This window comes from Acidovorax sp. KKS102, from assembly GCF_000302535.1.
Taxonomy (GTDB): Bacteria; Pseudomonadota; Gammaproteobacteria; order Burkholderiales; family Burkholderiaceae_C; genus Acidovorax.
Genome location: NC_018708.1, coordinates 2146548 through 2173271, shown reverse-complemented (window position 1 = coordinate 2173271; position 26724 = coordinate 2146548). Strand labels below are relative to the sequence as shown.

Annotated in this window: 31 protein-coding genes and 2 tRNA genes; 8 read left to right on the top strand and 25 right to left on the bottom strand. The window is 64.6% G+C overall.

Going from position 1 to position 26724, the window contains the following annotated elements:
• Positions 1-155 precede the first annotated feature (155 nt).
• The 3 genes from C380_RS09980 to C380_RS09970 form a co-directional block, all read right to left on the bottom strand.
• A complete protein-coding gene (locus C380_RS09980) occupies positions 156-746 on the bottom strand; it encodes an OmpW family protein (RefSeq protein WP_015013729.1) in 591 nt (196 codons plus the stop codon).
• Positions 747-875: 129 nt separating this feature from the next.
• The gene (locus tag C380_RS09975) at positions 876-1862 is read right to left on the bottom strand and encodes a DUF808 domain-containing protein (RefSeq protein ID WP_015013728.1); all 987 of its coding nucleotides are present in this window, start codon (positions 1860-1862) and stop codon (positions 876-878) included.
• A gap of 179 nt (positions 1863-2041) precedes the next feature.
• Complete coding sequence (locus tag C380_RS09970; RefSeq protein WP_015013727.1) at positions 2042-2965, bottom strand: LysR family transcriptional regulator; 924 nt, start codon at positions 2963-2965, stop codon at positions 2042-2044.
• 154 nt (positions 2966-3119) lie between these two features.
• On the opposite strand from C380_RS09970, the gene C380_RS09965 reads away from it, so the two are divergent.
• From C380_RS09965 to C380_RS09950, 4 genes are read left to right on the top strand one after another with little or no spacing between them, the layout of a single operon-like run.
• Positions 3120-4103 carry a 2Fe-2S iron-sulfur cluster-binding protein gene (locus C380_RS09965; RefSeq protein WP_015013726.1) on the top strand — a complete coding sequence of 328 codons (984 nt, stop codon included), beginning with the start codon at positions 3120-3122 and terminating at the stop codon, positions 4101-4103.
• A gap of 28 nt (positions 4104-4131) precedes the next feature.
• Positions 4132-5391, top strand: coding sequence for an aromatic ring-hydroxylating dioxygenase subunit alpha (locus C380_RS09960; protein ID WP_015013725.1), 1260 nt, complete (start codon positions 4132-4134; stop codon positions 5389-5391).
• Between the two features lie 2 nt (positions 5392-5393).
• Positions 5394-5882: an aromatic-ring-hydroxylating dioxygenase subunit beta gene (locus tag C380_RS09955; RefSeq protein ID WP_015013724.1), complete on the top strand. Its 489-nt coding sequence runs from the start codon at positions 5394-5396 to the stop codon at positions 5880-5882.
• A gap of 6 nt (positions 5883-5888) precedes the next feature.
• On the top strand, positions 5889-6215 hold the full coding sequence (locus tag C380_RS09950; protein ID WP_015013723.1) for a non-heme iron oxygenase ferredoxin subunit: 327 nt from the start codon (positions 5889-5891) through the stop codon (positions 6213-6215).
• Between the two features lie 97 nt (positions 6216-6312).
• Here the strand turns inward: C380_RS09950 and purL are convergent, their stop codons facing one another.
• Positions 6313-10320 (bottom strand): phosphoribosylformylglycinamidine synthase, encoded by a 4008-nt coding sequence (gene purL / locus C380_RS09945; protein WP_015013722.1) that lies wholly within the window; start codon positions 10318-10320, stop codon positions 6313-6315.
• 137 nt (positions 10321-10457) lie between these two features.
• On the opposite strand from purL, the gene map reads away from it, so the two are divergent.
• Both map and C380_RS09935 read left to right on the top strand, forming a co-directional pair.
• Positions 10458-11273 (top strand): type I methionyl aminopeptidase, encoded by an 816-nt coding sequence (gene map / locus C380_RS09940; RefSeq protein ID WP_015013721.1) that lies wholly within the window; start codon positions 10458-10460, stop codon positions 11271-11273.
• A gap of 94 nt (positions 11274-11367) precedes the next feature.
• Positions 11368-13968, top strand: a complete 2601-nt coding sequence (locus tag C380_RS09935; RefSeq protein ID WP_015013720.1) for a [protein-PII] uridylyltransferase — start codon at positions 11368-11370, stop codon at positions 13966-13968.
• Between the two features lie 34 nt (positions 13969-14002).
• On the opposite strand, the gene def is transcribed toward C380_RS09935, so the two are convergent.
• Positions 14003-14542, bottom strand: a complete 540-nt coding sequence (def, locus tag C380_RS09930; RefSeq protein WP_015013719.1) for a peptide deformylase — start codon at positions 14540-14542, stop codon at positions 14003-14005.
• Between the two features lie 156 nt (positions 14543-14698).
• On the opposite strand from def, the gene C380_RS09925 reads away from it, so the two are divergent.
• Both C380_RS09925 and C380_RS09920 read left to right on the top strand, forming a co-directional pair.
• A tRNA-Asn gene (locus C380_RS09925) sits at positions 14699-14774 on the top strand.
• A gap of 67 nt (positions 14775-14841) precedes the next feature.
• Positions 14842-14917: transfer RNA gene (locus C380_RS09920), tRNA-Asn, on the top strand.
• Here the strand turns inward: C380_RS09920 and C380_RS25840 are convergent.
• The 20 genes from C380_RS25840 to C380_RS09830 all read right to left on the bottom strand — a co-directional run bounded on the left by C380_RS25840 (position 14876) and on the right by C380_RS09830 (position 26679).
• The gene (locus tag C380_RS25840; protein WP_015013718.1) at positions 14876-16444 is read right to left on the bottom strand and encodes a recombinase family protein; all 1569 of its coding nucleotides are present in this window, start codon (positions 16442-16444) and stop codon (positions 14876-14878) included. The genes C380_RS09920 and C380_RS25840 overlap by 42 nt on opposite strands.
• Positions 16441-16767 carry a hypothetical protein gene (locus C380_RS09910; protein WP_148279940.1) on the bottom strand — a complete coding sequence of 109 codons (327 nt, stop codon included), beginning with the start codon at positions 16765-16767 and terminating at the stop codon, positions 16441-16443. Before C380_RS09910 ends, C380_RS25840 begins: the two co-directional genes overlap by 4 nt.
• Before the next feature lie 413 nt (positions 16768-17180).
• Complete coding sequence (locus C380_RS09905; protein WP_015013716.1) at positions 17181-18218, bottom strand: tyrosine-type recombinase/integrase; 1038 nt, start codon at positions 18216-18218, stop codon at positions 17181-17183.
• A gap of 635 nt (positions 18219-18853) precedes the next feature.
• Positions 18854-21739, bottom strand: coding sequence for a toprim domain-containing protein (locus tag C380_RS09900; protein ID WP_015013715.1), 2886 nt, complete (start codon positions 21737-21739; stop codon positions 18854-18856).
• 46 nt (positions 21740-21785) lie between these two features.
• The gene (locus C380_RS09895; RefSeq protein ID WP_015013714.1) at positions 21786-22118 is read right to left on the bottom strand and encodes a DUF4406 domain-containing protein; all 333 of its coding nucleotides are present in this window, start codon (positions 22116-22118) and stop codon (positions 21786-21788) included.
• Positions 22115-22372 carry a hypothetical protein gene (locus C380_RS09890; RefSeq protein ID WP_015013713.1) on the bottom strand — a complete coding sequence of 86 codons (258 nt, stop codon included), beginning with the start codon at positions 22370-22372 and terminating at the stop codon, positions 22115-22117. The genes C380_RS09895 and C380_RS09890 overlap by 4 nt, the downstream gene beginning before the upstream one ends.
• A complete protein-coding gene (locus C380_RS09885; RefSeq protein ID WP_015013712.1) occupies positions 22369-22644 on the bottom strand; it encodes a hypothetical protein in 276 nt (91 codons plus the stop codon). The genes C380_RS09890 and C380_RS09885 overlap by 4 nt, the downstream gene beginning before the upstream one ends.
• Positions 22645-22646: 2 nt before the next feature.
• A complete protein-coding gene (locus C380_RS24425; RefSeq protein WP_083871603.1) occupies positions 22647-22838 on the bottom strand; it encodes a hypothetical protein in 192 nt (63 codons plus the stop codon).
• Positions 22835-23029 (bottom strand): hypothetical protein, encoded by a 195-nt coding sequence (locus C380_RS09880; RefSeq protein ID WP_015013711.1) that lies wholly within the window; start codon positions 23027-23029, stop codon positions 22835-22837. Before C380_RS09880 ends, C380_RS24425 begins: the two co-directional genes overlap by 4 nt.
• Positions 23026-23382 carry a hypothetical protein gene (locus C380_RS09875; protein WP_015013710.1) on the bottom strand — a complete coding sequence of 119 codons (357 nt, stop codon included), beginning with the start codon at positions 23380-23382 and terminating at the stop codon, positions 23026-23028. Before C380_RS09875 ends, C380_RS09880 begins: the two co-directional genes overlap by 4 nt.
• Positions 23382-23633, bottom strand: a complete 252-nt coding sequence (locus C380_RS09870) for a hypothetical protein (protein ID WP_015013709.1) — start codon at positions 23631-23633, stop codon at positions 23382-23384. Before C380_RS09870 ends, C380_RS09875 begins: the two co-directional genes overlap by 1 nt.
• Positions 23633-23935, bottom strand: coding sequence for a hypothetical protein (locus tag C380_RS09865; RefSeq protein ID WP_168162359.1), 303 nt, complete (start codon positions 23933-23935; stop codon positions 23633-23635). The genes C380_RS09870 and C380_RS09865 overlap by 1 nt, the downstream gene beginning before the upstream one ends.
• A 9-nt stretch (positions 23936-23944) precedes the next feature.
• Positions 23945-24241 (bottom strand): hypothetical protein, encoded by a 297-nt coding sequence (locus C380_RS09860; RefSeq protein WP_015013707.1) that lies wholly within the window; start codon positions 24239-24241, stop codon positions 23945-23947.
• Positions 24238-24684, bottom strand: a complete 447-nt coding sequence (locus C380_RS09855) for a hypothetical protein (protein ID WP_015013706.1) — start codon at positions 24682-24684, stop codon at positions 24238-24240. Before C380_RS09855 ends, C380_RS09860 begins: the two co-directional genes overlap by 4 nt.
• Positions 24681-24890, bottom strand: coding sequence for a hypothetical protein (locus tag C380_RS09850; protein ID WP_015013705.1), 210 nt, complete (start codon positions 24888-24890; stop codon positions 24681-24683). The genes C380_RS09855 and C380_RS09850 overlap by 4 nt, the downstream gene beginning before the upstream one ends.
• Positions 24887-25114 carry a hypothetical protein gene (locus tag C380_RS09845; protein WP_015013704.1) on the bottom strand — a complete coding sequence of 76 codons (228 nt, stop codon included), beginning with the start codon at positions 25112-25114 and terminating at the stop codon, positions 24887-24889. The genes C380_RS09850 and C380_RS09845 overlap by 4 nt, the downstream gene beginning before the upstream one ends.
• Entirely contained in the window at positions 25111-25263 is a 153-nt protein-coding gene (locus C380_RS25295; protein ID WP_168162358.1) for a hypothetical protein, read from the bottom strand. The genes C380_RS09845 and C380_RS25295 overlap by 4 nt, the downstream gene beginning before the upstream one ends.
• Complete coding sequence (locus C380_RS09840) at positions 25260-25559, bottom strand: hypothetical protein (RefSeq protein WP_015013703.1); 300 nt, start codon at positions 25557-25559, stop codon at positions 25260-25262. The genes C380_RS25295 and C380_RS09840 overlap by 4 nt, the downstream gene beginning before the upstream one ends.
• The gene (locus C380_RS24010) at positions 25556-26014 is read right to left on the bottom strand and encodes a hypothetical protein (RefSeq protein WP_015013702.1); all 459 of its coding nucleotides are present in this window, start codon (positions 26012-26014) and stop codon (positions 25556-25558) included. Before C380_RS24010 ends, C380_RS09840 begins: the two co-directional genes overlap by 4 nt.
• The gene (locus C380_RS09830; protein ID WP_015013701.1) at positions 26011-26679 is read right to left on the bottom strand and encodes a tyrosine-type recombinase/integrase; all 669 of its coding nucleotides are present in this window, start codon (positions 26677-26679) and stop codon (positions 26011-26013) included. The genes C380_RS24010 and C380_RS09830 overlap by 4 nt, the downstream gene beginning before the upstream one ends.
• Positions 26680-26724: the final 45 nt, after the last annotated feature.

Below are 26724 nucleotides of genomic sequence, written 5' to 3'. Positions count from 1 at the left end.
CCTGCCCCTCTCCCCATTGTGCGTTGCCTCGCTGACAGCCGTGTGTAGGCCATTTCCGCACCTGCCAAAAAAAAGGGCTGGCGCACGCGCCAGCCCTTCAGACCCTTGGAGAACTTTATCGTCAGGAACGCAGGGCCCGCCTGGGCCCTGTGCCCTTAGAAGCGCCAGCCCAGACCCACGCCCACCAGAACGGGGTCTACCTTGAAGGTGCCCAGCTTGGCACCGCCTGCGCTCACGTCGGTCTTGATGAAAACCTTTTTCACGTCGAAGTTGAGGTACAGGTTCTTGGCCAGCGGAATGTCCACGCCCACTTGCAGCGCGGGGCCGAAGCTGTTGCGGTCAATGCTCACGCCTGCGGGCAGGTTCACGCTGGAGAAGCGCGTGTAGTTCAGGCCCGCGCCCACATAGGGCTTGAAGCCAGGGGCGTCAAAGTGGTACTGCGCCAGCAGTGTGGGAGGCAGGTGCTTGAGGGTGCCGATAGCGGCGCCACCAGCGCTGAGCGTGTGCTTTTGCGGCACCGTGAGGATCAGCTCGGCCGCGATGTTCTTGTTGAAGAAGTAGGTCACATCCACTTCAGGGATGGTCTTGTTGTTGACCGACAGGCCCAGCGGCGTGCTGTCCTTGTTGGCGCTGTCCAGGTGCACCGCGCGTGCACGGACCATCCAGGGGCCTTCAGCCTGTTGCGCCAGGGCAGCGCCAGAAGAGAGGGCACAGAGAACGGCGACAGCCAGCAGGTTCTTTTTCATGGTATTTCGCATCGGTTGGACGGGGACGACCCCCGTGCATGCATTGAACCGCTGCGGCCCCCACCCGGCCTTGCCTTACCTCAAGCCATCGGTAGTAACCCTTAGACCTAGATCAAGGAATACCCACTATCAGGCTGTGGACTTGCCCCGCAGGCGCTGCACCAGCGTCACCCCGGCCAGCACCAGGCCACCCGCCACGATGCCCACCACGGCGTTCAGCAGGTTGGGCACCAGCACCGCCCACAGCCCGCCCAACGGCCACTGCGCGGCCGCCGTACCTGTAGCCTCGACCGCGTGGTGCAGCACCGGCACTCCGTGCACCAGAATGCCGCCGCCCACCAGGAACATGGCAGCGGTGCCTGCAATCGACAGCCCCTTCATCAGCCAGGGCGCCGCGCGCAAGATGCCCGCGCCCAAGGCACGCGCCGCGCTGCTGGCCTTATTGCTGAGCCACAGGCCCAGGTCGTCCAGCTTGACGATGCCCGCCACCAGCCCATACACACCGATGGTCATGATGACCGCGATGCCCGACAGCACGGTCAACTGCTGCACAAAGGGCGCGGAGGCCACGGTGCCCAGCGTGATCGCGATGATTTCGGCCGACAGGATGAAGTCGGTGCGCACGGCGCCCTTGATCTTGTCCTTTTCAAACGCCACCAGATCCACCGCTGGGTTGGCATTGGCCTTGGCATGGCTCTCGCGTTCGGCCTCGTCCTCGTGCTGCGCGTGCAGCAGCTTGTGCGCCACCTTTTCAAAGCCTTCAAAGCACAGAAAGGCGCCCCCCACCATCAGCAGCGGCGTCACGGCCCAGGGCGCAAAGGCGCTGATCAGCAACGCGGCAGGCACCAGGATGACCTTGTTGATGAGCGAGCCCTTGGCCACCGCCCACACCACCGGAATCTCGCGCTCGGCGCGCACGCCGGTCACCTGCTGGGCATTGAGTGCCAGATCATCCCCCAGCACGCCCGCCGTCTTCTGCGCGGCCACCTTGGTCATCACCGACACATCGTCGGCCATGGCAGCGCTCTTCTTGGCCGCCACCTTGGTCATCAAGGCCACGTCGTCGAGGATGGTGGCGATGTCGTCGAGCAAAGCAAGCAGGCTGCCAGTGGCCATGAAGAGTCCTTGGGATGGGTCGTAAAAAAGCGGCCAACATGCCGCCGGTGTGCGCCGCACTATAGCAACGCACAGACACCCCAAGCGCCAGCAGCGGCGCCAGGTGTGCGTAGGAGAGCAGGAAAGCGCAGGCGACGTGCCCGCTCTGCCGCACCTCACCCAACGCGAGAAGGATGGTGCTAACCCTTGGCGCCTTTGGAAGCGTCCGCATGGAGGTCAAAAACCAGCGAGCGCAGCCACTGGTTCGCCGGGTCCTTGTGGAACTTGGCGTGCCAGAACATGTTGATGGCGATTTTGGGCAGCTTGACCGGGTGCGCCAGGTACCGCAGTTCAAAGGGGACGGCCATGCGCTCGGCCAGCCGCTCCGGCACCGTGGCCACCAGATCGGTGGACTGCAAGATGTGGCCCACGGCAACGAAGTGAGGCACTTTGAGTTTCACCTGCCGCTGCGGCGAGTGGTTGTCCAGTATCTCGTCCACCTGCCCATGGCCGGTGCCCGCAGAGACGATGGCCACATGGTCCGCACCGAAGAAGTCCTGCAGGCGGATCTTTTTCTGATCCAGCCGATGGCCTTTGCGAAACATGCAGACGTAGTTCTGCTCGAACAGACGGCGCTGAAAAAAGCCCGCCTTCAGCTGCGGCAGCAGGCCCACGGCCAGGTCCACCTGGCCCGACTCCATGGCGTCCTTCAGGTTGGTGGCCGTATTGCGCACGGTGCTGATGGTGACCGAGGGCGCGACTTCTTCGATGCGCTGCATCAGTTGCGGCAGAAAGTAGATCTCGCCAATGTCCGTCATGCCGACGGTGAAGCTGCGTTTGCTGGTGCGCGGGTCGAACGTGTTTCTGGCGTTCACGGCTCCATGAATCATGCCCAGCGCATACCCCACCGATTCCGCCAGTTGTTCTGCAAACGGCGTGGGCTGCATGCCGCTGGCCGTGCGGGTGAACAGCTCGTCGTCAAACAGCTTGCGCAGCCGCGCCAGCGCATTGCTCACCGCAGGCTGGCCAAGGCCCAGGTTTTCCGCCACCTTGGAAACCTTGCGTTCGGCCAGGAGCTGGTTGAAGACCACCAGAAGATTCAGATCAATGTCCTTCAGCTCCATCGATTGCATCCGTAACTATTGATTTGGATGATATTCAACATTCACATCATCGCGTTGACTGATTTTCTCGCCGATCTGATCATCGCCTCCATCGACCCCTTCCCGGGGAATCGACCCACAAAAACATCAGAGACAACACCCGAGACAACGGACGATGGAAATCCACGTACGCCCCTTGCAGCGCACGCTCAACGTCGCTCCTGGCGCCAATCTGCTCGACGCGTTGCGCAACAACGATGTGCCGATTTCACACAGCTGCATGGCCGGGCGGTGCGGCACCTGCCGCTGCAAGATCGTGGCAGGACAGGTGCTCGACTCAGGGCGCGAGGTCCAGCAACCGCTGACGGCACAAGACTCCTACGTCCTGGCCTGCCAGACCTTCGTGACGGAGCCCTGCACGGTAGAGATCCCCGAACCCGACGAAGTGGTCGTGCACACGGCACGCATCATCAAGGCCACGGTGGTGGCCATAGAAGATCCCACCCACGACATCAAGCGGCTGGTTCTCCAGCCCGCTAAAGCACTCGATTTTTCGCCCGGCCAGTATGCGCAGCTGCAGTTCACGCCAGCGCATGTGCGGCCCTATTCCATGGCGGGCACACCCCAGGACGACATGCTGGAGTTCCACGTTCGACTGGTCCCGCAAGGCCGTGTCACCGGCTATGTGGCGAACGAGCTTCGCGTGGGCGATACGGTGCGCGTGAGCGGTCCGATGGGCTCTGCCTACCTGCGCCGCCAACACACAGGGCCCATGCTGTGCGTAGCAGGCGGCACAGGGCTGGCGCCGATTTTGTCCATCGTTCGCGGCGTGGTTGCCGCCGGCATGGGCAACCCCATCCACCTGTACTTCGGCGTGCGGTCCGAGCGCGATGTCTATGGCGTGGAATGGCTGCAAGCGCTACAGCGCCAGCACCCACAGCTTCAGGTGCACGTCGTGGTCGCGTCCGGCCCGGCACAAGGGCATCGCACCGGCTTGGTGACCGACGCCATTGCCCGGGACTGGCGCAGCCTGGAAGGCTTTCGCGCCTACCTCTGCGGCGCGCCGCCGATGGTCGAGGCCACTGCCTTGCTGGTAAGGCAAATGGGCGTGTTGCCAGAGCAGGTGTACGCGGATGCGTTTTATGCCAGTGGCACGTGAGCCCCACAAAACAACCCAGGAGACAGCAATGAGCACACCCGCCAAGGAAGTCTTTCCCAGCCAGATGCGATGGGAAACCGAAGGCAGCAGCCGAATACCGTTCATGGCCTACACCGGTGAAGACCTGCACAAGAAGGAGCTGGAGCGCTTCTTCTACCGGCAGCACTGGAACTATGTCGGGCTGGAGGCCGAGGTGCCGAACGTGGGCGACTTCAAGCGCACGGTAGTGGGAGAACGCTCGGTCATCATGGTCCGCGACGCGAGCGGCATCCAGGTGGTCGAGAACGTGTGCGCCCACCGCGGCATGCAGTTCTGCCGCGAGCGCCATGGCAACAAGAAGGACTTTGTCTGCCCCTACCACCAGTGGAGCTACACGCTACAAGGCGATCTGCAAGGGGTGCCCTTTCGCCGTGGCGTCAAGCAGGACGGCAAAATCAACGGGGGCATGCCAGCAGATTTCCAGACGGCGGACCATGGCCTCAACAAACTCAAGGTGGCCACCCGGGGCGGCGTGGTGTTTGCCAGTTTTGACCACGATGTGGAATCGCTCGAAAACTTTCTGGGGCCGGACATCCTGTCGTACTTTGACCGGCTCTTCAACGGCCGGCGCCTGACGATACTGGGCTACAACCGCCAGCGCATTCCGGGCAACTGGAAGCTCATGCAGGAGAACATCAAGGACCCCTACCACCCCGGCTTGCTGCACACCTGGTTTGTGACGTTTGGCCTCTGGCGGGCAGACAACAAGAGCGAGCTGAAGATGGATGCACGCCACCGGCATGCCGCCATGATCTCCACCCGGGGCCAAGCGGGAAAGGCCGAACAGGTCACCCAGGTGTCCAGCTTCAAGGAGAGCATGCAGCTCCACGACGCGCGGTTTCTGGACATCGTGCCCGAGCCCTGGTGGGGCGGGCCCACAGCGGTCATGATGACGGTGTTCCCCAGCGTCATCTTTCAGCAGCAGGTCAACAGCGTCTCCACGCGGCACATCCAGCCGGACGGGCACGGGGCCTTCGATTTCGTATGGACGCACTTCGGGTTTGAGGACGACAGCGCGGAGATGACACAGCGCCGTCTGCGGCAGGCCAACCTGTTCGGCCCGGCGGGGTTTGTGTCTGCCGACGACGGGGAGGTGATCGAGTTTTCGCAAGAAGGTTTTGAAAGCAAGCCCTACCACCGCGCCCTGGCCGAGTTGGGGGGAAAGACGGTGGAGAACACCGATCACATGGTGACCGAAACACTCATCCGCGGCATGTACGCGTATTGGCGTGAAGTGATGGAGGGCTGACCATGAGCACTGCGCCCCACATTGCTTTTGATGATTACCTGGCCATCTCGCGCCTGTATTCCGAGTACGCGCTGGCAGTGGACTCTGGTGACTGGGACCTGTGGCCCGAATTCTTCACGGAGGACTGCACGTACAAGCTGGTGCCCCGCGAGAACCACGAACGCGGATTCCCCCTCGCAACACTGCTGTTCGAAAGCAAAGGGATGCTCAAGGACCGCGTCTACGGCATCCGCGAAACGCTGTTCCACGACCCCTACTACCAGCGCCATGTGGTCAGCGCGCCCGTGGTCCTTGCCGCGACCGAGAACCGTTTCGAGGCCCAGGCGAACTACGCGGTGTTCCGCACCAAGCTCTCGCGCGAATCCACGGTGTTCAACGTGGGAAGGTACATCGACGTGATCGAACGCACCCCGGCAGGGCTCAAGTTCGCGACGCGCATTTGTGTGTACGACAGCGAAATGATCCCCAACTCCATCATCTACCCCATCTGAACCACCATGAACGAAACCTCCTGGATCGACGCAGCCAGCGAAGCCGAAGTACCCGACGACGATGTCATCGGGTTGCAGGTGGGTGAGCACAACATTGCGCTGTACAAGGTGGATGGCAGTGTGTTTGCGACCGACAACATCTGCACCCACGGGCACGCGCGCCTGTGCGATGGCTTTCTGGACGGCCATGAAATCGAGTGCCCCCTGCACCAGGGGAAGTTCGATGTCCGCAATGGCAGCCCCACCTGCGCACCGGTCACCGAGCCATTGAAGTGTTACCCCGTGCGCATCGACAGAGGGCGCGTGTTTCTTCAGATGGACGACAGGGCATGAACCCCACCTGAAGAAAACTGTAGCCGCTGAACCTGCGGTGTTCAGCGGCTACTGATATCAAGCATGAGCACCCTGCAGCGCAGGGTGCCTCAACCCATCACCCCACCCACTTGCGCGCGTTGCGCCAGATGCGCATCCAGCCGCTGTACTGGGCCTTGTCCTCGCTGGTCCAGCTCATCTGCACGTTGCGGAACACGCGCTCGGGGTGCGGCATCATGGCCGTGAAGCGGCCGTCAGCCGTGGTCACGGCCGTCAGGCCGCCCGCACTGCCGTTGGGGTTGAACGGGTACTGCTCCGTCGCGCGACCGTGGTTGTCCACGTAGCGCATGGCGGCGATGGCCTTGTCGGCATTGCCACGGTACTTGAAGTTGGCATAGCCCTCACCATGCGCCACGGCGATCGGCAGACGGCTGCCCGCCATGCCTTGCAAGAACAGGCTGGGGGATTCGAGCACTTCCACCAGCGACAGGCGGGCCTCGAAGCGCTCGCTCTGGTTGGTGGTAAAGCGCGGCCAGTCTTGCGCGTCGGGGATGATGTCGGCCAGCTCGGCAAACATCTGGCAGCCGTTGCACACGCCCAGGCCGAACGTGTCCGTGCGGCCAAAAAAGCCCTGGAACTGCGCAGCCAGCACCGGATTGAAGGTGATCGAACGCGCCCAGCCGATGCCCGCGCCCAGCGTGTCGCCGTAGCTGAAGCCACCGCAGGCGACCACGCCCTTGAAGTCTTCGAGCTTGACGCGGCCGGTCTGCAAGTCGGTCATGTGCACGTCGTAGGCCTCAAATCCCGCCTCGGTGAAGGCGTAGGCCATTTCGATGTGTGAGTTCACCCCCTGTTCACGCAGGATGGCGACCTTGGGCTTGGCGAGGTTCAGGTACGGCGCGGCCACGTTGTCGGCCGTGTCGAACGTGAGGTGCACGTGCATGCCGGGGTCGGTGGGCTCGCCCGCTGCGGCGTGCTCCGCATCGGCATTGGCGGGGTTGTCGCGCTGCTGGCAGATCTTCCAGCTCACGGCGTCCCACACCTGGTGCAGGTCGGCCAGCGAGGCACTGAAAACGGCCTTGGCATCGCGCCACACCTGCAGCTCGCCCTTGCCCGCATCGATGGACGACGAGGCGGGGCGGGTCTTGCCGATGAAGTGGCTGAACTTGGACAGGCCGTGCTCGCGCAGGGTCTGCATCACCTCATTGCGCTCGCTGGTCTTGACCTGCAGCACCACGCCCAGTTCTTCGTTGAACAGGGCTTTGAGCGTGAGTTCTTCGCGGCGCGCGCTGACCTGGCCCGACCAGTTCTTGGCATCGCCCACTTCGGCGCGGCTGTCGCTGATACCGTCGCCTTCGATCACCAGCAGGTCCACATTGAGCGACACACCCACATGGCCTGCAAACGCCATTTCTGCCACTGCGGCCAGCAGGCCACCGTCGCTGCGGTCGTGGTAGGCCAGGATTTGGCCCTTGGCGCGCAGTGCGTTCACCGCGTTGACGAGGTTGACCAGGTCTTTGGGGTCGTCCACATCAGGCACCACATCGCCGCTCTGGTCCAGCGTCTGGCCCAGAATGCTGCCGCCCATGCGGTTCTGGCCCTTGCCCAGGTCGATCAGCACCAGGGTCGTGTCGGCCTCGGTGGCGTCGAGCTGGGGTGTGAGCGTGCCGCGCACGTCGGACAGTGAAGCGAATGCGCTCACGATCAGGCTGACGGGCGACGTGACCTTCTTCTTGTCGCTGCCGTCCGACCATTGGGTGCGCATGGACAGGCTGTCCTTGCCCACGGGGATGGAGACGCCTAAAGCGGGGCACAGCTCCATGCCCACGGCCTTCACGGTTTCGTACAGCGCGGCGTCTTCGCCGGGCTCGCCGCAAGCGGCCATCCAGTTGGCCGAGAGCTTCACGCGGGGCAGCTCGATGGGCGCGGCCAGCAGGTTGGTGATGGCCTCGGCCACGGCCATGCGGCCCGATGCGGGCGCGTTGATGGCGGCCAGCGGCGTGCGCTCGCCCATGCTCATCGCTTCACCTGCAAAGCCTTTGTAATCGGCCAGCGTCACGGCGCAATCGGCCACGGGCACCTGCCAGGGGCCGACCATCTGGTCGCGGTGGCTGAGGCCGCCCACGGTGCGGTCGCCGATGGTGATGAGGAAACGCTTGGACGCCACCGTGGGGTGGGCCAGCACGTCGATCACGGCCTTTTGCAGCGGCACGCCGGTCAAGTCCATCGGAGCGAATTCGCGCACCACGGTCTTCACGTCGCGGTGCATCTTGGGCGGCTTGCCCAGCAGCACGTTCATGGGCATGTCCACGGGCAGCTTCTGGTCGTCGGCCGTGGCAGCGGGGTCATGCAGTACCAGCTGGCGCTCTTCGGTGGCCGTGCCGATCACGGCAAAGGGGCAGCGTTCGCGTTCGCAGAATGCCTGGAAAAGGGGCAGCGACTCGGGTGCAATCGCGAGCACGTAGCGCTCTTGCGACTCATTGCTCCAGATTTCCTTCGGGCTCATGCCCGACTCTTCAAGCTGCACGGCGCGCAGGTCAAAGCGGGCGCCACGGCCTGCGTCGTTGGTCAGCTCGGGGAAGGCGTTGGACAAACCGCCTGCGCCCACGTCATGGATGGCCAGGATGGGGTTGGCCGCGCCCTGCGCCCAGCAGTGGTTGATGACCTCCTGCGCTCGGCGCTCGATCTCGGGGTTGCCGCGCTGCACCGAGTCAAAGTCCAGCTCGGCCGCATTGGTGCCGGTGGCCATGGAGCTGGCAGCACTGCCGCCCATGCCGATGCGCATGCCGGGGCCGCCCAGCTGGATGAGCAGCGAGCCGGCGGGGAACTCGATCTTCTTCGTCAGCTCGGCGTCGATCACGCCCACGCCGCCCGCGATCATGATGGGCTTGTGGTAGCCGCGCTGCACGCCGCCCACGTTTTGCTCGTATTCGCGGAAGTAGCCATTCAGGTTGGGGCGGCCGAACTCGTTGTTGAACGCGGCGCCGCCCAGGGGCCCTTCGACCATGATCTGCAGCGGGCTGGCAATGTGCTCAGGCTTGCCCACGGTGCTGCCCCAGAGCTTGGACACGGTGAAACCCGTGAGGCCCGCCTTGGGCTTGGAGCCCCGGCCGGTGGCGCCTTCGTCACGGATCTCTCCGCCCGCGCCGGTCGATGCTCCCGGGAAGGGCGAGATGGCCGTGGGGTGGTTGTGCGTTTCCACCTTCATCAGCACATGCTGGGTGACGCTACTTTTTTGATAGCTATTAGCGCTTGATTCACTAGCGCTTGCGGCCATTTTTGCTACAAAACGCTCGACCTGATGGCCTTCCATGACCGAGGCGTTGTCCGAATACGCAATCACCGTGTGCTGGGGCGCCAGCTGGTGCGTGTTGCGGATCATGCCGAACAGGCTCTTGTCCTGCGCCACGCCGTCGATGGTGAACTGGGCGTTGAAGATCTTGTGGCGGCAGTGCTCGCTGTTGGCCTGCGCGAACATCATCAACTCCACGTCGGTGGGGTTGCGCTTCAGGCCGGTGAAGGCGGTCACGAGGTAGTCGATTTCATCGTCGGCCAGCGCCAGGCCGAAGCGGGTGTTGGCCGCTTCGAGTGCAGCGCGACCACCGGCCAACACATCCACATGCTCCATGGGGGCAGGCTGCAGCTCGGTGAACAGGGCTGCGGCGGCGCTGCGGTCGGCCACCACGGATTCGGTCATGCGGTCGTGCAGCAGCGCGGCGATCTGGCCCAGTTGCTCGGCCGTCAGATCGGGCGTCTTGCCCAGCAGGCCCGATTTCAGGCTGATGCGGTATTCGGTGATGCGCTCAACACGGCGGATGGCGATGCCGCAGTTGCGCGCAATGTCGGTGGCCTTGGAGGCCCAGGGCGACAGGGTACCCAGGCGGGGCGTGACGATGAGGACGGCGCCATCTTCGGGGCCTGCGTAGGGGTCGCCGTAGGTCAGCAGCGCGGCCAGACGTTCTTGTTCGGCGGGCGTGGGGGCCGCATCGGTGGCGACAAGATGCACGAAACGCGCTGCAATGCCGCTGATCTTGGGGTGGATCGCCTCCAGGGCGGGTTGAAGTTGCTGGGCGCGGAAGGTGCTGAGGGCGTTGCCGCCCGCCAGCGTGGTCATGTGCAAGGTCACGGTAGCGGCCTGTTGGGGGGTGTCAGGGGTAGAGGGTGGCTCCGGGTGCCAGCGTGCAACCAGCACCGGAGCCCTCCATTTTACCGGGCAAGCCCAGGCCGCCTGCGCGGCCGGGGGGCCGATGGGATAATTGCGGCATGAGCATCACCATCAAAAGCGCCGAGGACATCGAGGGCATGCGCGTGGCCTGCCGCCTGGCCTCCGAAGTGCTGGACTACATCACGCCGCACATCAAGCCCGGCATCACCACCAAAGAGATCGACCGCCTGGGCGCCGAATGCATGGCCCAGCAGGGCACCATCTCGGCCACCGTGGGCTACCAGCCACCGGGCTACCCGCCCTACCCGGCGTCGCTGTGCACCTCGGTCAACCATGTGGTGTGCCACGGCATCCCCAACGACAAGCCGCTCAAGAAGGGCGACATCGTCAATGTGGACGTGACCGTGATCACCAAGGACGGCTGGTATGGCGACAACAGCCGCATGTTCCTGATCGGGGAATGCTCGATCGCCGCCAAGCGCCTGTCAGCGCTGACGTTCGAAGCCATGTGGCATGGCATCGTGCAGGTCAAGCCTGGCGCACGCCTGGGAGATATCGGCCATGCGATCCAGAAGTTTGCCGAAGGGCACGGCTTCTCGGTGGTGCGCGAGTTTTGCGGCCATGGCATCGGCAAAAAATTCCATGAAGAGCCCCAGGTGCTGCACTACGGCAAGCCCGGTACGCTCGAAGAGCTGGTGCCCGGCATGGTCTTCACCATCGAGCCCATGATCAACGCCGGTCGCCGCGAGGTGAAGGACTTTGGCAACGACGGCTGGACCATCGTGACCAAGGACCACAGCCTGTCGGCGCAATGGGAGCACACGGTGCTGGTCACGCCTACGGGGTACGAGGTGATGACGCTGTCGGCTGGATCGCCGCCCCTGCCGTCCTTTGTGACAGCCACCAAGACCTGAGGCGACGGCGGGGCCACCGGGTCCCGCGCCTTTGGCTGCCGCTTGCACAACTCTTGCATGGCTTTTTCATGGCCTCCCACGATACTTACCGACCATGACTGAACTCCATGCCCTGCGCGACGCCTACCGCAGCGACAAGGCCGCGCTGCTGGCTGCCATGCAATCCACCGGCGCATCAACGCGCGGCATCCGGGTGCTGCTGCGCAAGCTGTCGTCGCTGGCGGGCAACCTGCTGCAAACCCTGTGGCAACGCGCCCAACTGCCCGATGACATGGCCCTGGTGGCGGTCGGCGGCTTCGGGCGCGACCAGCTGTTCCCCTACTCCGATGTCGATGTCCTGCTGCTGCTGCCCGACGGCACGGCGCCCGAGGCCGGCAGCGCCTTGCGCACCAAGCTCGAAGGCTTCATTGGCAGCTGCTGGGACACGGGCCTGGAGATCGGGTCGAGTGTGCGCACGGTGGCCGAGTGCCTGGCCGAGAGCGCGGGCGATGTCACCGTACAGACCTCGCTGCTCGAATCGCGGCTGGTGTGCGGCAATGCCGCGCTGTTTGCAGAGTTCCAACGCCAGTACCGCGCGCAGATGAACCCCCAGGCGTTTCTGGTCGCCAAGACGCTTGAGATGCGCCAGCGCCACACCAAGTACGAGAACACGCCTTACTCCCTGGAGCCTAACTGCAAGGAGTCGCCCGGCGGTCTGCGCGACCTGCAGATGATCCTGTGGGTGTCCCAGGCGGCCGGTCTGGGCAGCAACTGGAAGGAGCTGGCCGCCAGCGGCATGGCCACGGCCTTCGAAGTGCGCCAGATCGAGCGCAATGAGGCGCTGCTCTGCCTGATCCGAGCCCGCCTGCATGCAGCGGCCGTGCGGCACGAAGACCGGCTGGTGTTCGACTTGCAGACCGCGGTGGCCGAGTCGTTCGGCTACCGTTCGCAGGCACCCGACGGCTCTCGCCTGCCCATGCGCGCCAGCGAAAGCCTGATGCGCCGCTACTATTGGGCGGCCAAGGCCGTGTCGCAGCTCAGCCAGATCCTGCTGCTCAACATCGAAGAGCGCCTGAACCCATCGACCCACGAGCCACGTCCGATCAACGAGCGCTTCTTCGAGAAGGCGGGCCTCATCGAAGTGGCGAGTGACGACCTGTACACCCGCGACCCGCATGCGATCCTGGAGACCTTTCTGCTCTACCAGACCACCGTGGGGCTCAAAGACCTGTCGGCGCGCACCCTGCGCGCGCTGTACAACGCCCGCGGCGTGATGGACAGCGCCTTCCGGCGCGACCCGGTCAACCGTGATGCCTTCATGCGCATCCTGCAGCAGCCCTCGGGCATCACCCATGCCATGCGGCTGATGAACCAGACCTCGGTGCTGGGGCGCTACCTGTGGCCGTTTCGCCGCATCGTGGGGCAGATGCAGCATGACCTGTTCCACGTCTATACGGTGGATCAGCACATCCTGATGGTGCTGCGCAACGTGCGACGGTTCTTCATGGCCGAGCATGCGCACGAATACCCGTTCTGCTCGCAGCTGGCGGGAGGGTGGGACAAGCCATGGATTCTTTACGTGGCGGCCCTGTTCCACGACATTGGCAAGGGGCGCGGCGGCGACCACTCGCAAATTGGCGCAGAGGAGGTACGGCGCTTTTGCCGCCAGCACGGCGTAGACCGCGAAGATGCCCGGCTCATCGAGTTTCTGGTGCGCGAACACCTGACCATGAGCACCGTGGCGCAAAAGCAGGACTTGAGCGACCCCGATGTGATCGGCGCCTTTGCGCACCGTGTGGGCAACGAGCGCAACCTCACAGCCATGTACCTGCTCACCGTGGCGGACATCCGCGGCACCAGCCCCAAGGTCTGGAACGCCTGGAAGGGCAAGCTGCTGGAAGACCTGTACCGCGCGACACTGCGCACCCTGGGTGGCCGTGCACCCGATGCAGCCGCCGAGATCGAGGCCCGCAAGCGCGAGGCGCTGGTGCTGCTAGCGCTCAACGCCCTGCCCTTTGAAGCGCACAAGGCGCTGTGGGCCACGCTCGACGTGAGTTACTTCATGCGCCATGACGCGGCCGACATTGCCTGGCACACGCGTCATCTTTCGCGCCACGTGGGCACCGCCAAACCGGTCGTGCGCGCCCGCCAGTCGCTGGCGGGTGATGGGCTGCAGGTGATGGTCTACGCGGCCGACCAGGCCGACCTGTTTGCCCGCATCTGCGGCTACTTTGACCGCGTGGGCTTCAGCATCCTGGATGCGCGGGTGCACACCGCCAACAACGGCTATGCGCTCGATACCTTCCAGGTGGTGGCCTCTTCTGCATCCGAACAGCCCGGGCACTACCGCGAGCTGACCCACATGGTCGAGAGCGACCTGATGCGCGTGATCGAGGAAGGCGGCCCGCTGCCCGAGCCCACCCGCAAACGGGTATCGCGCCGGGTCAAGAGCTTCCCGGTCGCACCCCGCGTGACCCTGCGGCCCGATGAAAAAGCGCAGCGTTGGCTGCTGGCCATTTCTGCCAGCGACCGTGCGGGCCTGCTGTATCTGGTGGCCCGCATCCTGGCGCAGCACCACCTGAGCGTGCAACTGGCCAAGGTCAGCACCCTGGGCGAACGGGTGGAAGACACCTTCCTCATCCAGGGCCCCGAGCTGCAGAACAACGCGCGCCAGATCCAGATCGAGACCGAACTGCTGCAGGAACTGTCATCCTGACCCGGCGGGCGTGGGCCAAGGGTGTAGGTCAGGCTCAGTCGTCCTCGTTGGCGCTGATCTCCGGGAACAGCACCTCGGTGAACCCGAACTGCGTGAAATCACGCACCCGCATGGGGTACAGCTTTCCGATCAGGTGATCACACTCATGCTGCACAACGCGCGCATGAAAGCCGTCTACCGTGCGGTCAATGGGATCGCCATACAGGTCAAAGCCTGTGTAGCGGATGCGTGACCAGCGGGGCACCTTGCCACGCAAACCCGGCACGGAGAGGCACCCTTCCCAGTCTTCTTCCTCTTCTGCCCCCAGAGGCGTGATCACCGGGTTGAGCAGGACGGTGGGTGGCACCAGCGGCCGGTTCGGATAACGCGGGTTGCGGTCGTTCGAGCCAAAAATGACCAGTTGCAGATCCACCCCGATCTGCGGTGCGGCCAGCCCGGCTCCGTTCACCGAGGCCATGGTCTCGAACATGTCGCGCACCAGCTGGTGCAACTCATCGGTGTCGAATGCGGTCACTGGCTGGGCCACGCGCAGCAGGCGGGGGTCGCCCATTTTCAGGATGGTGTGGATGGTCATGTCGTGAGGGAGTTGGATGCAGCACAAGCCGCTCGCATGGCGGCGTGCCGGTCAGGATAACGTGCAGTACGACTCCGCGCCGCAGCACTGGCTTGTGAATGGACCTGGCAGTTTTTTGATTGAGACCCAATTTTGTGTATATAATCTAAGTCTTGTTCCTCGATAGCTCAGTCGGTAGAGCGCCGGACTGTTAATCCGTAGGTCCCTGGTTCGAGCCCAGGTCGAGGAGCCAAGAATTTGCAGGCCCTGCATGAGTAAAGCAGGGCCTTTCAATTAGTTAGTCGATAGATACCGATCATTCCTCGATAGCTCAGTCGGTAGAGCGCCGGACTGTTAATCCGTAGGTCCCTGGTTCGAGCCCAGGTCGAGGAGCCATTTTTCGGCACTGTGAATCTTTGCGCGGTGGTTGTGCCTTACCAGGCACTCAGGGTGGTAGTCCACCACCACCTCGCTGTCGGTCACAGTGATTTCCCGGACGAACGACCCCACAAACTCGCGCAGTTTTTTGGGGTCTTCGCAATTTAGGACGATATCCCGCAGTACCTCGGCCGCTTCGGCCGGGTCTACCTCGGGCTGCTCGTTCGCACTCATCCTCTCGTTCTCAAGATCAACCAGACTGGCCTCCAGGCTGCGTATGCGGTCGTTCCATTCCCGGAGCCGCTGGGTGATATCGCCCAGGTTCGGTGCGTCCTGGCCGTGCAGCTCCAGGACAGAGAACAAGTTCGACCGCGCTTTTTCAGCCACACGAAGCTCGGCCACGATTGTTTTGCGCCGGTCTGAGCGGTCTTTCGCCCACGTCTCGCGCGTCTGGTAGGCCTGGGCCACCACGTCGGCCATGCGCTCAGGTGTCATCACCTGGTCCAGCAGCTCGGCCAGCATCCACTCGTCAAACAGTTCTGCCCGCACCTTGCCAAAGCCGCAGCGGTGCTTGCCCACCAGGCTATTGCGGCACCCGTAGTAGTGGTAGACCTTGCTGCGGCCCGTACCGCTGCAGGTCTGCAGGCTGGCATCGCACAGCCCGCACTTCAGCAGGCCGGTGAAGGCAAAGTTGCTGCGCGGCTGGCCGCCCACATTGGCAGGTTTGCGTTTTTCCAACACCTTTTGCACCCTTTCAAAGTCCTCTTCACTCACCAGCGCACTGTGGCTCTTCACCTTGATCCAGTCCTCTGGCGGGTTCGGCGTGCGCTTGTTGGTACGGTTGAAGATGGTCCAGCCCGCATACACCTCGTTCTTGAGGATGTAGGTCAACGTGTTCTTGCTGAACGACTGCCCGCGCAAAGTCAACCCCGTGCCATTCAGGTGCAGGGCAATCGTTTTGGTCCCGCAGCCCTGCAGCGCCATCGTGAAAATCTGCCGCACCGTGTTGGCTTCTGTGGGGTGCTGCCCCAGCCGTTTCCGCTTGCCATCGGAGACGACGACATAGCCAAACGGCACGCGCCCCCCCAAAAAGTAGCCATCCTTGGCAGCCTTGAGCATCGAGCGGCGGGTGTCACTGGCGACCTGGCGCGAGTAGCGCTCATCGATCACCGAGCCAATGGCATCGATAAACCAGCCGTCATCCGTGCCAATGTCCACCTCTGTGCTGGAGTAAATCAGCCGCGTGTTGTACCGCTGCAGCACCGCCTTGTAGTGCCCAGCGTCGAGGTGGTTGCGGGCGAACCGGCTGGATGACCAGGTGATGAAGTAGTCGATATCCGCGACGGCGCAGAAGTTCAGGGCGTCCTGAAAAGACGGGCGGCGGTCGGTGGTGCCCGATATACCCCCATCGGTAAACACCTTCACGACCGTGGCGCCCAGCGCCGCCGCCTTGGATCGGCAGTGATCAATCTGGCTTTCAACGGGCAGGCCGTCGTCGGCCTGGCGCTTGCTGCTCACTCGGGCATAGATGATGGCGCGCTTCATGCTTGGATTCTTCCCCGACCACGCGCCGCAAGACGAACCAGGTGACGAACGCTCAGTTCCTCACCCAGTTCACGCTTGACGCGGTTCTGTATCTCTGTGGTGCTCAGGCCCATGTTCACCAGGGCCTCAATAAAGCGGTTGCGCTGGTAGCGCTGAAAGCTCGAAAACCTGCGGAGCTGCACCTCGATCATGCTTTCGCTGTCGCTGCGCAGCTCCACCGCCGAATCGAGCACCCGCCACATGCGCATGAACGGGTCATAGCCAATCTCGCGCGCCACATCGAGCCACACCTGGGGTAGGCCCATCTCGGCCAATTCGCGCAAACGGGCCTCTTCCCAAAGTTGGGACGGGGTGCATTCATCCAGGTACCCTCCCCCCCCCGCCGTGGGCTGGTCGTGCCCCTGCCGGGCCCCCACCCCCTCCTCGCGTGCCAGGTCAACCCAGTCAAGCTGCGCGCCTGCATGCGCTGCACTGCGCCTTTCACGCATCGCAGCCCTCCCGCTCCAGAGGGAGCGCGCCCCCGTCCACTGCGCAGTTCGACAGACCCCGCAGCGACAGCCCCGCGCGAGTTAGCCCGTTATTGGGCGAAGTTGCAGCGGAGCGCGAGACCGCGCAGCGATGCCGGTTCCCGCAGACCGCGAGGGTGACAGAACAGCGTTTGTGTATACATGCGGTGCGAACGGGCATATGGATGCGGTCCTAAATACCGTGGAGAAATTACGGGGCGGGTTTGGGGTCAGCCGGGCAGGCGCTTGAGCATTTCGCTCACAGGCGTGCGCATCTTGGCCAGCGGGCTGTGCGCATCGACAAGGCCGGTCTTCTTTCGCACGCTCAGCGCGGTGTAGACGGCCGATGACTTCGGATCAGCGTGGCCCATCAGGTCTTGCACCGACAGCGTGGGCACGTCACCCTCGGTCAGCTCGGTGCCGTACAGATGGCGCATGGCATGGGGGTGCAGATGCTTGGCCGGTATGCCCAGCGGCGTGCCATAGGCCTGCACCAGGTCATGCACCGACTGGCGACTCAGCCTGCGCTCCTCCCCTCGGTATGCGTGCTCAGACACTGTGCTGTTGCGTGTGGACACGAACAACACCTTGTCCGCACGGCCGCGCCGGTCCACCGTGTCGCGGTCGATCTCGGCCAGCTCCTCGTGGCCCAGGTACACCAGCAGGATGGCCTCGGCCTCGCGCGGCAAGGGCAACACACGTTCCTTCTCGCCCTTCTCAATCACCCGAAGGAACATGCGGGAGCGCCCATTCACCGTGTCCCGATACAGATCCCCCTCATTGAGGCGGCACAGCCCCGACACCCGCAGGCCAGCGCCCACCAGCAAATGCAGGATGGCCGAATCCCGGATGCCCTTGAAGGTGCCCAGGTCCGGTGCATTCATCAGGCGCTCGGCGTTGGCCAGGCTGATCACATTGGGCAGCGGCTTGCCGGTGCGGGGGTGGCCCAGCGCCAGCGCAGCGTTCTTGTCGATGTGCCCGCGCTCCACACACCACTGATAGAACCCACGCACCGCCGATATGTACGGCTTGCGGCTGCGCGCCACCACACCCCGCTTGTGCAGCCAGATCCCCGTGAACACTTCCAGCTGCTCACCGTCCAGCTCCAGGATCGACACGCGGCCGGCCGTTTCCCGGGCGAACTCCTGCAGCCTGGTCATAGCCAAGCGGTAGGCCTCCCGGGTACGCGGGCTGCGGTTCTGATTCACCCGCATAAATTCCACCCACGCATCAATCACCAGATCGTCAGTCCATCCCATGCGCGCCATGCACACCTCCCAAAGCCAAGACAAAGGGGGGCACACAGGCATTTCCACCTGTGGACCGTGGACCAGCCCCCCAACCACGCGCAAACCCGCGCCAGTCAACGATTCCAGCCCACCAGCCATCCACAGAAAACCTGTGGATGCACGCGCCAACCTGTGGATACATTGCGTTACAAAAAATCAGACCTGTGGATGCCCGTTTGCTTGCCCGCCGCTCTCTCATCCTCTCTCTCTCTTCTAAAAAAAGAGAAAGAGAGAGAGAAAGAGGCCCAAAACCGCAAAACGGCAAATGTGGAAAAAATGACCCGACTTGTGGAAAAAACGCCCCGACCCGTGGAACTTCCACAGGTCCGAATCGGGCCGCAGCCTTACAGCCACGCGGGTTTCGGGTCAAAACAGGGGCTGATCCACAGGTTTTTGCGCGTGCCACCGCCCCCCGGCATTGCAAAAATCTATGGCCTGCCCCCCGGCCCTCTCGGGGTTTCCCCTGAGTCGGCGGCGCCTTCTTGGCTGGGGGGTGCGGGGGGCCGAAGGGGCGAGCGATGCGCCCCGCGCACCAATCCCAGCATGCGGCTACGCCGATGAACGGGAGCGCCTGGCGGCGCGCATGGCCTTGGAGAAAGGGGGGTTGGCCAGCCTCACGCATCGAACGGCCCCACCGGTCCGCCATCGTCCCCAGATGGCCCTGCACCCGCGTCGTACTTCTTGGGCACCACCGCATGCAGACCGAACTGGGCCAGCGCCGACAGCGGCATGGCCACCATGTTCGACACCCGGGCATTGCCAATGGTCCGCTCGACCGACAGCGGCTGGCCGTCCCTGCCCTCCATCAGGACCCCGGCCGCGTGCAGCGCCTTCTTGTAGATCCGGTCGCTCTTCACCGGCAGACCATCCCAAAACTCCCGCAGCGTCGGCGTGGTGCTGATATGCGCCATCACGTGCGACGTCCGCACGCACAGCACAGGGATGTCATCGATGGTGTCGAAGTCGAACGGATACCGGAAATTGCGCTGCGCAATCTCGCTCAGCAGCTTGTCCGTGATCCAGGCCCACGGCTGGCGGTCGCTCACGCTCTCCTTGATGTGGGCGTTCATCTCGGCCACCACCGAGCCCACAAACCCGCCCTGGTGCAACGGGATGCCCGCAAACTCGCACAGCAGGTGCCAGGCCGCCGCCACGGCCGCATAGTTGTGCACCATCCGCTGCGCGCCCGAGTCGGCCGTGGTGGCCACGCAGCTATCGGTCAGCTGCTTCACCATGTCCTCATGCAGGCGGCGCACCCGCGCCTTGTCCTGCTTCGTGAGGAACTGCAGCCACTGCTTCACCGGGAACACCGGCAAGTCCTGCGGCATCTCCGGCCCGCGCCTGGCCAGCGTCAGCTCACTGCGCACCACCTTGCCCTGCAGGCTCTGCACCGGCACATCCTCACCCGCCAGCAACACCGGGGCGCACAGCAGGTAATCGATCAGCTCAGCCCCCCGCCGCGTGTGCTCGTACTGGTAGCACTCCTGCAGGTTGTGGATGGCCTTGTTGATGATGTCCTGCTTGTTGGCCGACATTTCCCCCCAGCCCACCGGGTGGCTGGTGTAGCTCACGCTGGTCAGCTGCCGAAACTCCGTCTGCAGGCTCTGGCGGCTGCTCATCACCATCGCAATCGCGCGCTCCAGCCGCTTCACCAACGTGCTCTTGCCCGTGCCCTTCTCGGCCTGCATCACAAAGTGCGGCCAGAATCCCAGGAAGGCCTTCAGGTGCGCCCCCAGGCCCCACACCAGCGGGATCATGGCCGCGTTGTCCTTGAACGTACGCTGGAACTGCACCAGCACCTCCCGCGCCTGCTCCAGCGTCCCGCTCGGGAACACCAGGTCGCTGTACGGGCACTGCTGCCGGGCATCCGTAAAAAAGCAGTCCGGGCCCTCGTTCACCACCGGCCGCCCATCACGCCAGGCCAGCCCCACGAAGTTGATGGCCTCCCGCGCCCCAATGCTCGATGCCCGCTCCCACACGTTCACCAGCCGGGCGAACGACGTGGGCGCATAGATCGGGCCCAGCTTCTTCCACACGTCCTGGTTGTGCAGCTTCTCATCGTCCACCACCCGGCGCTGCAGCACCGGGCCATGGCGGGCCACCTGCACCGACAGGGCAAACACCGTGCGCGGCGCATTGTCATCGTCCCCCGTCATGGTGGACGTGGGCGACGCAATCTGCACCCGGCTCACCGCCGCGATGCGGAACCCACTGATGTCCGCATAGGACACCTTCTCGTTCCCCTCATCGTCCCGCTCCACCGCCTTGATCGCCCGGGTGAAATCCGGCTCCACCCGATACTTGCCGTAGGCGTGAAAGTCATGCGTCGGCAACCACAGCCGCGGCTTGCCCGCCCGGTAATGCCTCGTGGCCAAGCCGGGAATCGCCCCCTCCTCGAGTAACTTAAGCGCCGCCTTCAGCCCATCCACCCCGCGCAGCTGCAGGTAGTCGTTCAGGTCGTTGATCGGCTCCTCGCCGTGCATCCACTTCTCCTGATCCAGCAGCAGGCAGCTGATGTCCAGCCCCGTCAGAATCTCGTGCATGCGCCAGGCTGCCAGCGGCCCCGGGCAAAAGCCCTTGTTCGGGCCCTGCTCTAGCGGCTTGTGGTCATTGTCAAAGCCCAGCAGCACCTGCTTGCCCCGCAGAAACGACCAGTCCCCGCCGTCAATCGTCTGCGTGCCCCGCACCGCCAGCCCCACCGTGCCCGGCAGCTCGCAGCTGTCCACGCTCAGCGCATTGATCGCGCTCTCCACCACCACCACCGTGCTGGCGCTGGCCAGGCGCTTCCAGTCCAGCACCCACGGCGCCCCCACCTTCTCCCCCTGGCTCTGCGTCTTCTGCCCGCCATTCGCCTCGGGGTCGATGTAGCGCATGTCCACCCCCACCACCTGGCGGTCGAGCCTCGAGCGCACCAAGAACGCCGCCGCCAGCCCCCCATACCCCTGCTCCCCAGGCTCCGCACCCGGCTTCGTCCAGGTGTTCAGGCCAATCGTCCCGCGCTTGATGCCCTCCTCCACCACCTTGAGCGAAAGGTGGCGCTGGCCAGGCTCCTTGCCGCACAGGTAGTTCAGCAGCAGCTCCTTCTGGTCGCCCTTGGCCGCCGCCATGCACTTCTCGCCAATCCACTCGGCCAGCGTCGGCTCCCGCCGCTGCTGCGGCGCCACGCCCGCCGGCGCCGGTACCGAAATGCCGTACATGCTGGCCAGCTCCTTCACCGCGTCCGGAAAGTCCAGGCCCGACGCCCACATCAGCATGTCCACCGGCCCGCCACCCTCGCCCGTGCTCCAGTCCTTCCAACGCTTCAGCCCCCCGCCATCGGGCAGGTACACCGACACGCTCGGCGCCTTGTCCGGGTGGTGTGGGCTGCGGAAATTGCCCGACGAGCCCCCCGGCCGCACCAGGCCCAGCCGCTCGGCCAGGTCCTCGCAATCGATCTCCGCATTCAGCTTCGCGGCCAGGTCCGGCCGCTTGCCGCCCCCCGCTGATGATGTTGTTGTCATGCTCTTGTTTTGATAGCTGCCCGCGCACGACTGGCGGGCGATGAACTCAGATACTTCTTGAAAACTGCAGGGCTTGCGCCGTGGGCGGCTCGTGATAGATCACCGCCAGCCCCAGGTGCACCGCCACAAAGTGCTCGATGCTTGCGCCCCGCGACCGCGACCACCCAGGAAGCAGGCAGATCGCATCGCACAGCACCAGACGCGCAATGTCCTTGCGCATGCACGCCTCCCAGCCCGCAGCAGGGTCAGGGTTGATCTCGGCCGGGTTCTCCACATGCCACCCCGCCGCGCGCAAGCGCTGCGCCTCAGCGTGGAAGGCGGGAAAGTTCAGGTCCGGCAGGCCCGTCATGGGCCCGGCGATGTAGATGCGCCCGCTCACCAGGGGCGCTCCTCTACGCCGTCCACACCAATACTCACGGGCGGGTGCGTCATGCCCCAGCAAGAAAGGCGCACCGGCGCACCGGCAGCAATCGCCGCCCGCTCCTCCGGGCTGGGCTCCCAGTACGACCACACAGCAGGCATACCGCTGGTGAACATCACGCGGGTGATGGCCAATGGCTTGCACTGCTCAGCCGACACGCCCGGCGGGGCGCGCAGCACATCGTTGTTGGATGGGTGCTGGGTCGGCCTCATGCTGCACCGCCCTTCGCGTCCGTCGCCACGCACCCCAGGTCCTGCGCTGTCGCCAGCCGCACCGTGGACATGGCACTGCGGCACCAGGTGTGCCCCATCAAGTCGGCTGCTGCCAGGCCAGCGCGGCGTGCGCCGTTGGTGTTGGGCGCACCCACGTTCACCTGCCAGCGCTTGGGCTTGCGCAGGGGACCCGCCTTGAACTCCACCACCCACTTCTTGTAGTCCTTGTCAGCCCAGTAGGCGTTTGCTTGCTCTTGAGTTTGTAGCGTCATGGTCAATGTCCGTTTGGTATCAATTGAGGTTCGATGCCGGTCCAGAAGCCGCCGCAGTGGTTGCATCCGTATGCCGTGTTGTCTTCCCACAGGTCATCACTGCCGCACCGGCCACAACGGCCCGTGAAGTGGCCCGTGGGCTCGTCGTCTGGGTTGTTCAGCGGACGCGCAGCCGCTGCCTCGGCATTCGTCATGGAGCACCGCCTTCGTCGTCGTGCAGCCCTTTCGATACCGTCTCAACGGAGTTGGCCAAGTCCTCAAGCTCATTCACGCAGAACTGGTCCAGCTCCTCCCACTGCTGGGACATCTCCAGCAGCTGCGCCCGCATCGTGCGCAGGCGTCGGATATGACGCGACGCCAGTTGCTTCTTGGTCGGGGTGCTCATGCCACACCGCCTTTCTGGGCAGTCATCTGGACGCGGTGCAGGGTCAGCGCCGGGGCGTAACACTCCCGAAACGCCTCCCCGATGGTGGGGTGGCCGACCCCATCGGCGCCCGCACCTTCGCCCGTCAGAGTCCAGCGCGCATCAAGCAGGCTGGAGAACAGCACACCGTCGCCGCATGGGGCGACCACAGCCCATGCTTGGACAGGTGAGGGGCAAGGCTGCTGCGCTGCCTCGATGAACTGCACCAGACGATGCCAATCCGCCAAGGCCAGCCCCTTGCCGACGTTCGGCGGGCGGTTGTTGAAAAGGCGCTCACGCTGCGCCGTCGTGAACGGAAGAAGAAGGGCACCCATCACAGGCCACCTTTCACAATCGCCTGCCGCTTGAGCTGGCTAGCCTCACCGGCCACCCGCCCTTCCACGGAGATCGAGCCATACGCCCGGGGCGCCAGCGAGGCATTCACCTTGCCGTTGCGGTCCAGCACACGGGGCAGAGAGCCCGGCAGCTTGGCCGGGGCCTGCCCCGCCTTCGCCACCACCGGCACTGCGCTGGGCATGTCCACGCCACGGGGGCGCACCGACTGAAAAGCGTTGAGCACAGCCATCAGGGCACCGCCTTTCCTGCGGGGTGCACATGCGTCTCGCGCTTGCCGCCCAGCACATCCGAGGCCATGCGCTTGCAGTTGTCCAGCTGCTCGTGGATCTCCTCCACGCTCAGGTCTAGGCCAAAGTGCCCCACCGTTCCAGCCAGCATCCCCAGCAGCAGGTCCTGCATGGCTGCCTTGGGTACGTTCTGATCGCGCAACGCATCGACCACCAGGCCCAGCAGATGCCGTGCGGCCTCAATGCCCATCTCGCTCGCAGTGCAGCCGTCAGAAACGATACGCACATCACCTTCAATCTTCATGCCCATAAATCACTCCTTTTCAGCAGCAGGCACCACCAGGTGCTCCAGCTGCCATTCACGTTTGTTGGCGCCCTCCACAGGGCGCGACACCACCAGCCCAAGCTCCTCCATCTCGGACAGGTGGGACCAGTTCACATTGGCAATCGCCGCCAGGCGGTCGGTGCCCATCCACTCCCACGACTTCAGCTCACCCAGCGCACGCAGCACAGCCGCCCGCTGGCGCGACGAGCGAATGCCCTTGCGCGCCTTGACCAGCAAGCCCTCGGAGCGCCTGCAGCGCGCCTTCCAGTAGTCCACTTCGCTCATTGCTTCTGCCCTCCAAGGCCCGCCAGCAGGCCCGTTTTGCAAAACCCAGCCAGCGCAGTCGCCTGGGCAAGCAGCTCGCTGGGCGAACCACACACCGGCAGCTCCATCTGGTAGGTCACCACGGCCCCGCCCAGCTCAGGGCGCCGCTCAGCCACCCCCATCACCAGCTGCTGCCCCGCATCCGTCTGCACCTCGGCAGCGGCCACCGCGCGCAGCAGGGTCGGGTCGGTCATCAGCTGCACACGGGCCTCACGCACCTGCGGCCCACCCAGTAGCCGGTAGCCCACATGCCGCCTGAACTCCGCATGCCCCTCGATCACCAGGTCTGCCAGCACGTCCTCCAGGGCGGGCTGGCAAGTGGTCAGGGGGTTGAGGGCTTCGCGCTGCACCCAGCCGCCACGGGTCAACAGCAGCCGCAGCACCTTGGTGCGCAGCGGCGTCATGCAGGCACCCGGCCAGCGCCATCCAGCGCACGCAGGCGCTGGCCTTTCAGCCACTCAGGCGAACCAGGGGGGAACGAAACCAGCAGCACACACACGCACTGCTCGCCCATGTACAGCCGCGTTTCCTGCTGCAGCACCCCACCCACCCAGCGAAGGGGGCCGGGCTCAATGCGCTCAGCGGCCAGCGAGATAAAGGCTTGCGTCATGGCCGTGGCCCTCCCCCACGCCGGGGCCGTGCACGTCGTTCGCGCCGCTCGCGCTGGGCGGCAATGGCCCGCTCGGCACGGGCCAGCAGCATCTCGATCTCGGCCGCATTGGCACCCCGCTGCACCCGCCCTGTGAACCAGGCCAGGCCAGAGATAGCCAGCATCCCCAGCGCCTGCAGCGCATCCAGTGCCTTCCACAAGCACCACCATGCCCGGCACTTCATGGCCGTGCCCCCTGCCGAATGGCGCTCATCACCAGCGCCACGCCATACAGCTGCTCCATCCAGGCCTGCGCCTGGGCGGTGGTGGCCGCGTCCACCAGCTGCTGGTGCTTGCGCAAGTCCGGCGCAATGTGCGTCACCTTGAACGTCATGGCTTTGCCCTCCGGTCCAGCAGCGCCTGCACCTCATCCACCCGGTCTGCAGCCTTCACCAGCGAAGCGGCCAGCGTGCGGGCCTCCAGCGCCGTCATGCGCGCCGCCAGGGTGAACGGGTCCTTGCCCGCCTCCAACATCACATGCACCCGGCCCTGCAAGATGCGGGGGTTGCGCATCGAATGCGCGGCCAGCGTGCATGCCGTAGTGGCCTCCAGCACACCGGGGCGGGCAATGGCCACAGACTTGCCGTGCTGCTCCCAGTGGTGGCCGTCTCGGTCGATGGCGGCGCTCATGGGTAGACCCTCCGGCGCATCTCTTCGGCCTCGGCCTTCTTCGCCCGGTGCTTCAAGCCCATGTCGTAGGCCCACACCTCCATGCGGCTTTGCACCGTCATGTCGTCCAGCAGCGCCGACAAGATCACATGCACCTCGGCTCGGCAGTAGTGCGCATCCATGCGCAGCACCGTCAGCGCCATCGCCAAGTTCCGGCCATCCAGGCGGCGCAGGTCCGTCAGGTCAAAAGGGAAGCGGGTGCCGTTGTAGATGCCCAGCAGCAGCCGCGCCACAGTGCCGCCGCCGCCCGTGTCCCAGTGCTTGCGCGCCGTCTCGAACAGCCCCCGCACAGCATCCAGTTCCTCGGCATCGAACTGCGCCAGCAACCGGCGGTTCTCAGCTTCACGCCGAGCCGCATACAGCGCGGCTCGGTCCACCACAGTCGTCTCGGTGGGCTCGGTCAGAAGGTCGCTCATGCCGCCACCCCCTGCGCCATCTGCCGCGCCACCTTCTTCGGCAACCGCCCGCCGTCCACCAGCTGCAGCTCGCGCTCGTACTCCTCCCGGCTCATGTCCAGATAGATGCCGGTGCTTTTCAGGCTGCGGTGGCCCAGCGCAATCTGCGCCACCTTCAGCGGGTTGCTGCCCCGGCTGCGGCGCATGATGTTCATGCCCCGCGTGTGGCGCAGCCAGTGCGGGCTGATCCGCGCATCCAGCCGGGCATGCACCGCCCAGTGCTTCAGCCGCGCCTCATAGCTGCGCACGCTCAGCGGCCCAGCAATCCCGGCCACATCCCGGCCCCACACCAGCGGCTGGCCAGCCTCGGGCACCACGCACCCGGCGCCCAGCTCATGGCTCAGCTTCACCAGCGCCTCAAGGTGGGTGCGCAGCCGGGCAGTCACCATGTACTCATTGCCCCGCTTGCCGCCCTTGCAATGCTCCTTCGGGCTCACCAGCCAGCCCCCGGCCAGGGCCTGCTGCACCATGGGCACCGTCAAGCGGCTGAACTCCTGCACCCGCATGCCCGTCAGGATCAGCGCCGCGATCCAGTGGTAATCGCGCTGCGCCAGCGGGTCGGCCACCTTTGATACCCCATGCAGCAGCCGTGACTGCTCCAACTCGGTCAAATACCTTTTTTGCATCTTGGAACTCCATGTAGATTTCTTCTGTCGTCGCCGTGTGCTGCT

Bases quoted from the DNA above. Each gene is read 5' to 3' on its own strand.
- C380_RS09980 (WP_015013729.1), bottom strand. From the start codon at position 746: ATGAAAAAGAACCTGCTGGCTGTCGCCGTTCTCTGTGCCCTCTCTTCT.
- C380_RS09975 (WP_015013728.1), bottom strand. From the start codon at position 1,862: ATGGCCACTGGCAGCCTGCTTGCTTTGCTCGACGACATCGCCACCATC.
- C380_RS09970 (WP_015013727.1), bottom strand. From the start codon at position 2,965: ATGGAGCTGAAGGACATTGATCTGAATCTTCTGGTGGTCTTCAACCAG.
- C380_RS09965 (WP_015013726.1), top strand. From the start codon at position 3,120: ATGGAAATCCACGTACGCCCCTTGCAGCGCACGCTCAACGTCGCTCCT.
- C380_RS09960 (WP_015013725.1), top strand. From the start codon at position 4,132: ATGAGCACACCCGCCAAGGAAGTCTTTCCCAGCCAGATGCGATGGGAA.
- C380_RS09955 (WP_015013724.1), top strand. From the start codon at position 5,394: ATGAGCACTGCGCCCCACATTGCTTTTGATGATTACCTGGCCATCTCG.
- C380_RS09950 (WP_015013723.1), top strand. From the start codon at position 5,889: ATGAACGAAACCTCCTGGATCGACGCAGCCAGCGAAGCCGAAGTACCC.
- map (WP_015013721.1), top strand. From the start codon at position 10,458: ATGAGCATCACCATCAAAAGCGCCGAGGACATCGAGGGCATGCGCGTG.
- C380_RS09935 (WP_015013720.1), top strand. From the start codon at position 11,368: ATGACTGAACTCCATGCCCTGCGCGACGCCTACCGCAGCGACAAGGCC.
- def (WP_015013719.1), bottom strand. From the start codon at position 14,542: ATGACCATCCACACCATCCTGAAAATGGGCGACCCCCGCCTGCTGCGC.
- C380_RS25840 (WP_015013718.1), bottom strand. From the start codon at position 16,444: ATGAAGCGCGCCATCATCTATGCCCGAGTGAGCAGCAAGCGCCAGGCC.
- C380_RS09905 (WP_015013716.1), bottom strand. From the start codon at position 18,218: ATGGCGCGCATGGGATGGACTGACGATCTGGTGATTGATGCGTGGGTG.
- C380_RS09900 (WP_015013715.1), bottom strand. From the start codon at position 21,739: ATGACAACAACATCATCAGCGGGGGGCGGCAAGCGGCCGGACCTGGCC.
- C380_RS09890 (WP_015013713.1), bottom strand. From the start codon at position 22,372: ATGAGGCCGACCCAGCACCCATCCAACAACGATGTGCTGCGCGCCCCG.
- C380_RS09885 (WP_015013712.1), bottom strand. From the start codon at position 22,644: ATGACGCTACAAACTCAAGAGCAAGCAAACGCCTACTGGGCTGACAAG.
- C380_RS24425 (WP_083871603.1), bottom strand. From the start codon at position 22,838: ATGACGAATGCCGAGGCAGCGGCTGCGCGTCCGCTGAACAACCCAGAC.
- C380_RS09880 (WP_015013711.1), bottom strand. From the start codon at position 23,029: ATGAGCACCCCGACCAAGAAGCAACTGGCGTCGCGTCATATCCGACGC.
- C380_RS09875 (WP_015013710.1), bottom strand. From the start codon at position 23,382: ATGGGTGCCCTTCTTCTTCCGTTCACGACGGCGCAGCGTGAGCGCCTT.
- C380_RS09870 (WP_015013709.1), bottom strand. From the start codon at position 23,633: ATGGCTGTGCTCAACGCTTTTCAGTCGGTGCGCCCCCGTGGCGTGGAC.
- C380_RS09865 (WP_168162359.1), bottom strand. From the start codon at position 23,935: ATGAAGATTGAAGGTGATGTGCGTATCGTTTCTGACGGCTGCACTGCG.
- C380_RS09860 (WP_015013707.1), bottom strand. From the start codon at position 24,241: ATGAGCGAAGTGGACTACTGGAAGGCGCGCTGCAGGCGCTCCGAGGGC.
- C380_RS09855 (WP_015013706.1), bottom strand. From the start codon at position 24,684: ATGACGCCGCTGCGCACCAAGGTGCTGCGGCTGCTGTTGACCCGTGGC.
- C380_RS09850 (WP_015013705.1), bottom strand. From the start codon at position 24,890: ATGACGCAAGCCTTTATCTCGCTGGCCGCTGAGCGCATTGAGCCCGGC.
- C380_RS09845 (WP_015013704.1), bottom strand. From the start codon at position 25,114: ATGAAGTGCCGGGCATGGTGGTGCTTGTGGAAGGCACTGGATGCGCTG.
- C380_RS25295 (WP_168162358.1), bottom strand. From the start codon at position 25,263: ATGACGTTCAAGGTGACGCACATTGCGCCGGACTTGCGCAAGCACCAG.
- C380_RS09840 (WP_015013703.1), bottom strand. From the start codon at position 25,559: ATGAGCGCCGCCATCGACCGAGACGGCCACCACTGGGAGCAGCACGGC.
- C380_RS24010 (WP_015013702.1), bottom strand. From the start codon at position 26,014: ATGAGCGACCTTCTGACCGAGCCCACCGAGACGACTGTGGTGGACCGA.
- C380_RS09830 (WP_015013701.1), bottom strand. From the start codon at position 26,679: ATGCAAAAAAGGTATTTGACCGAGTTGGAGCAGTCACGGCTGCTGCAT.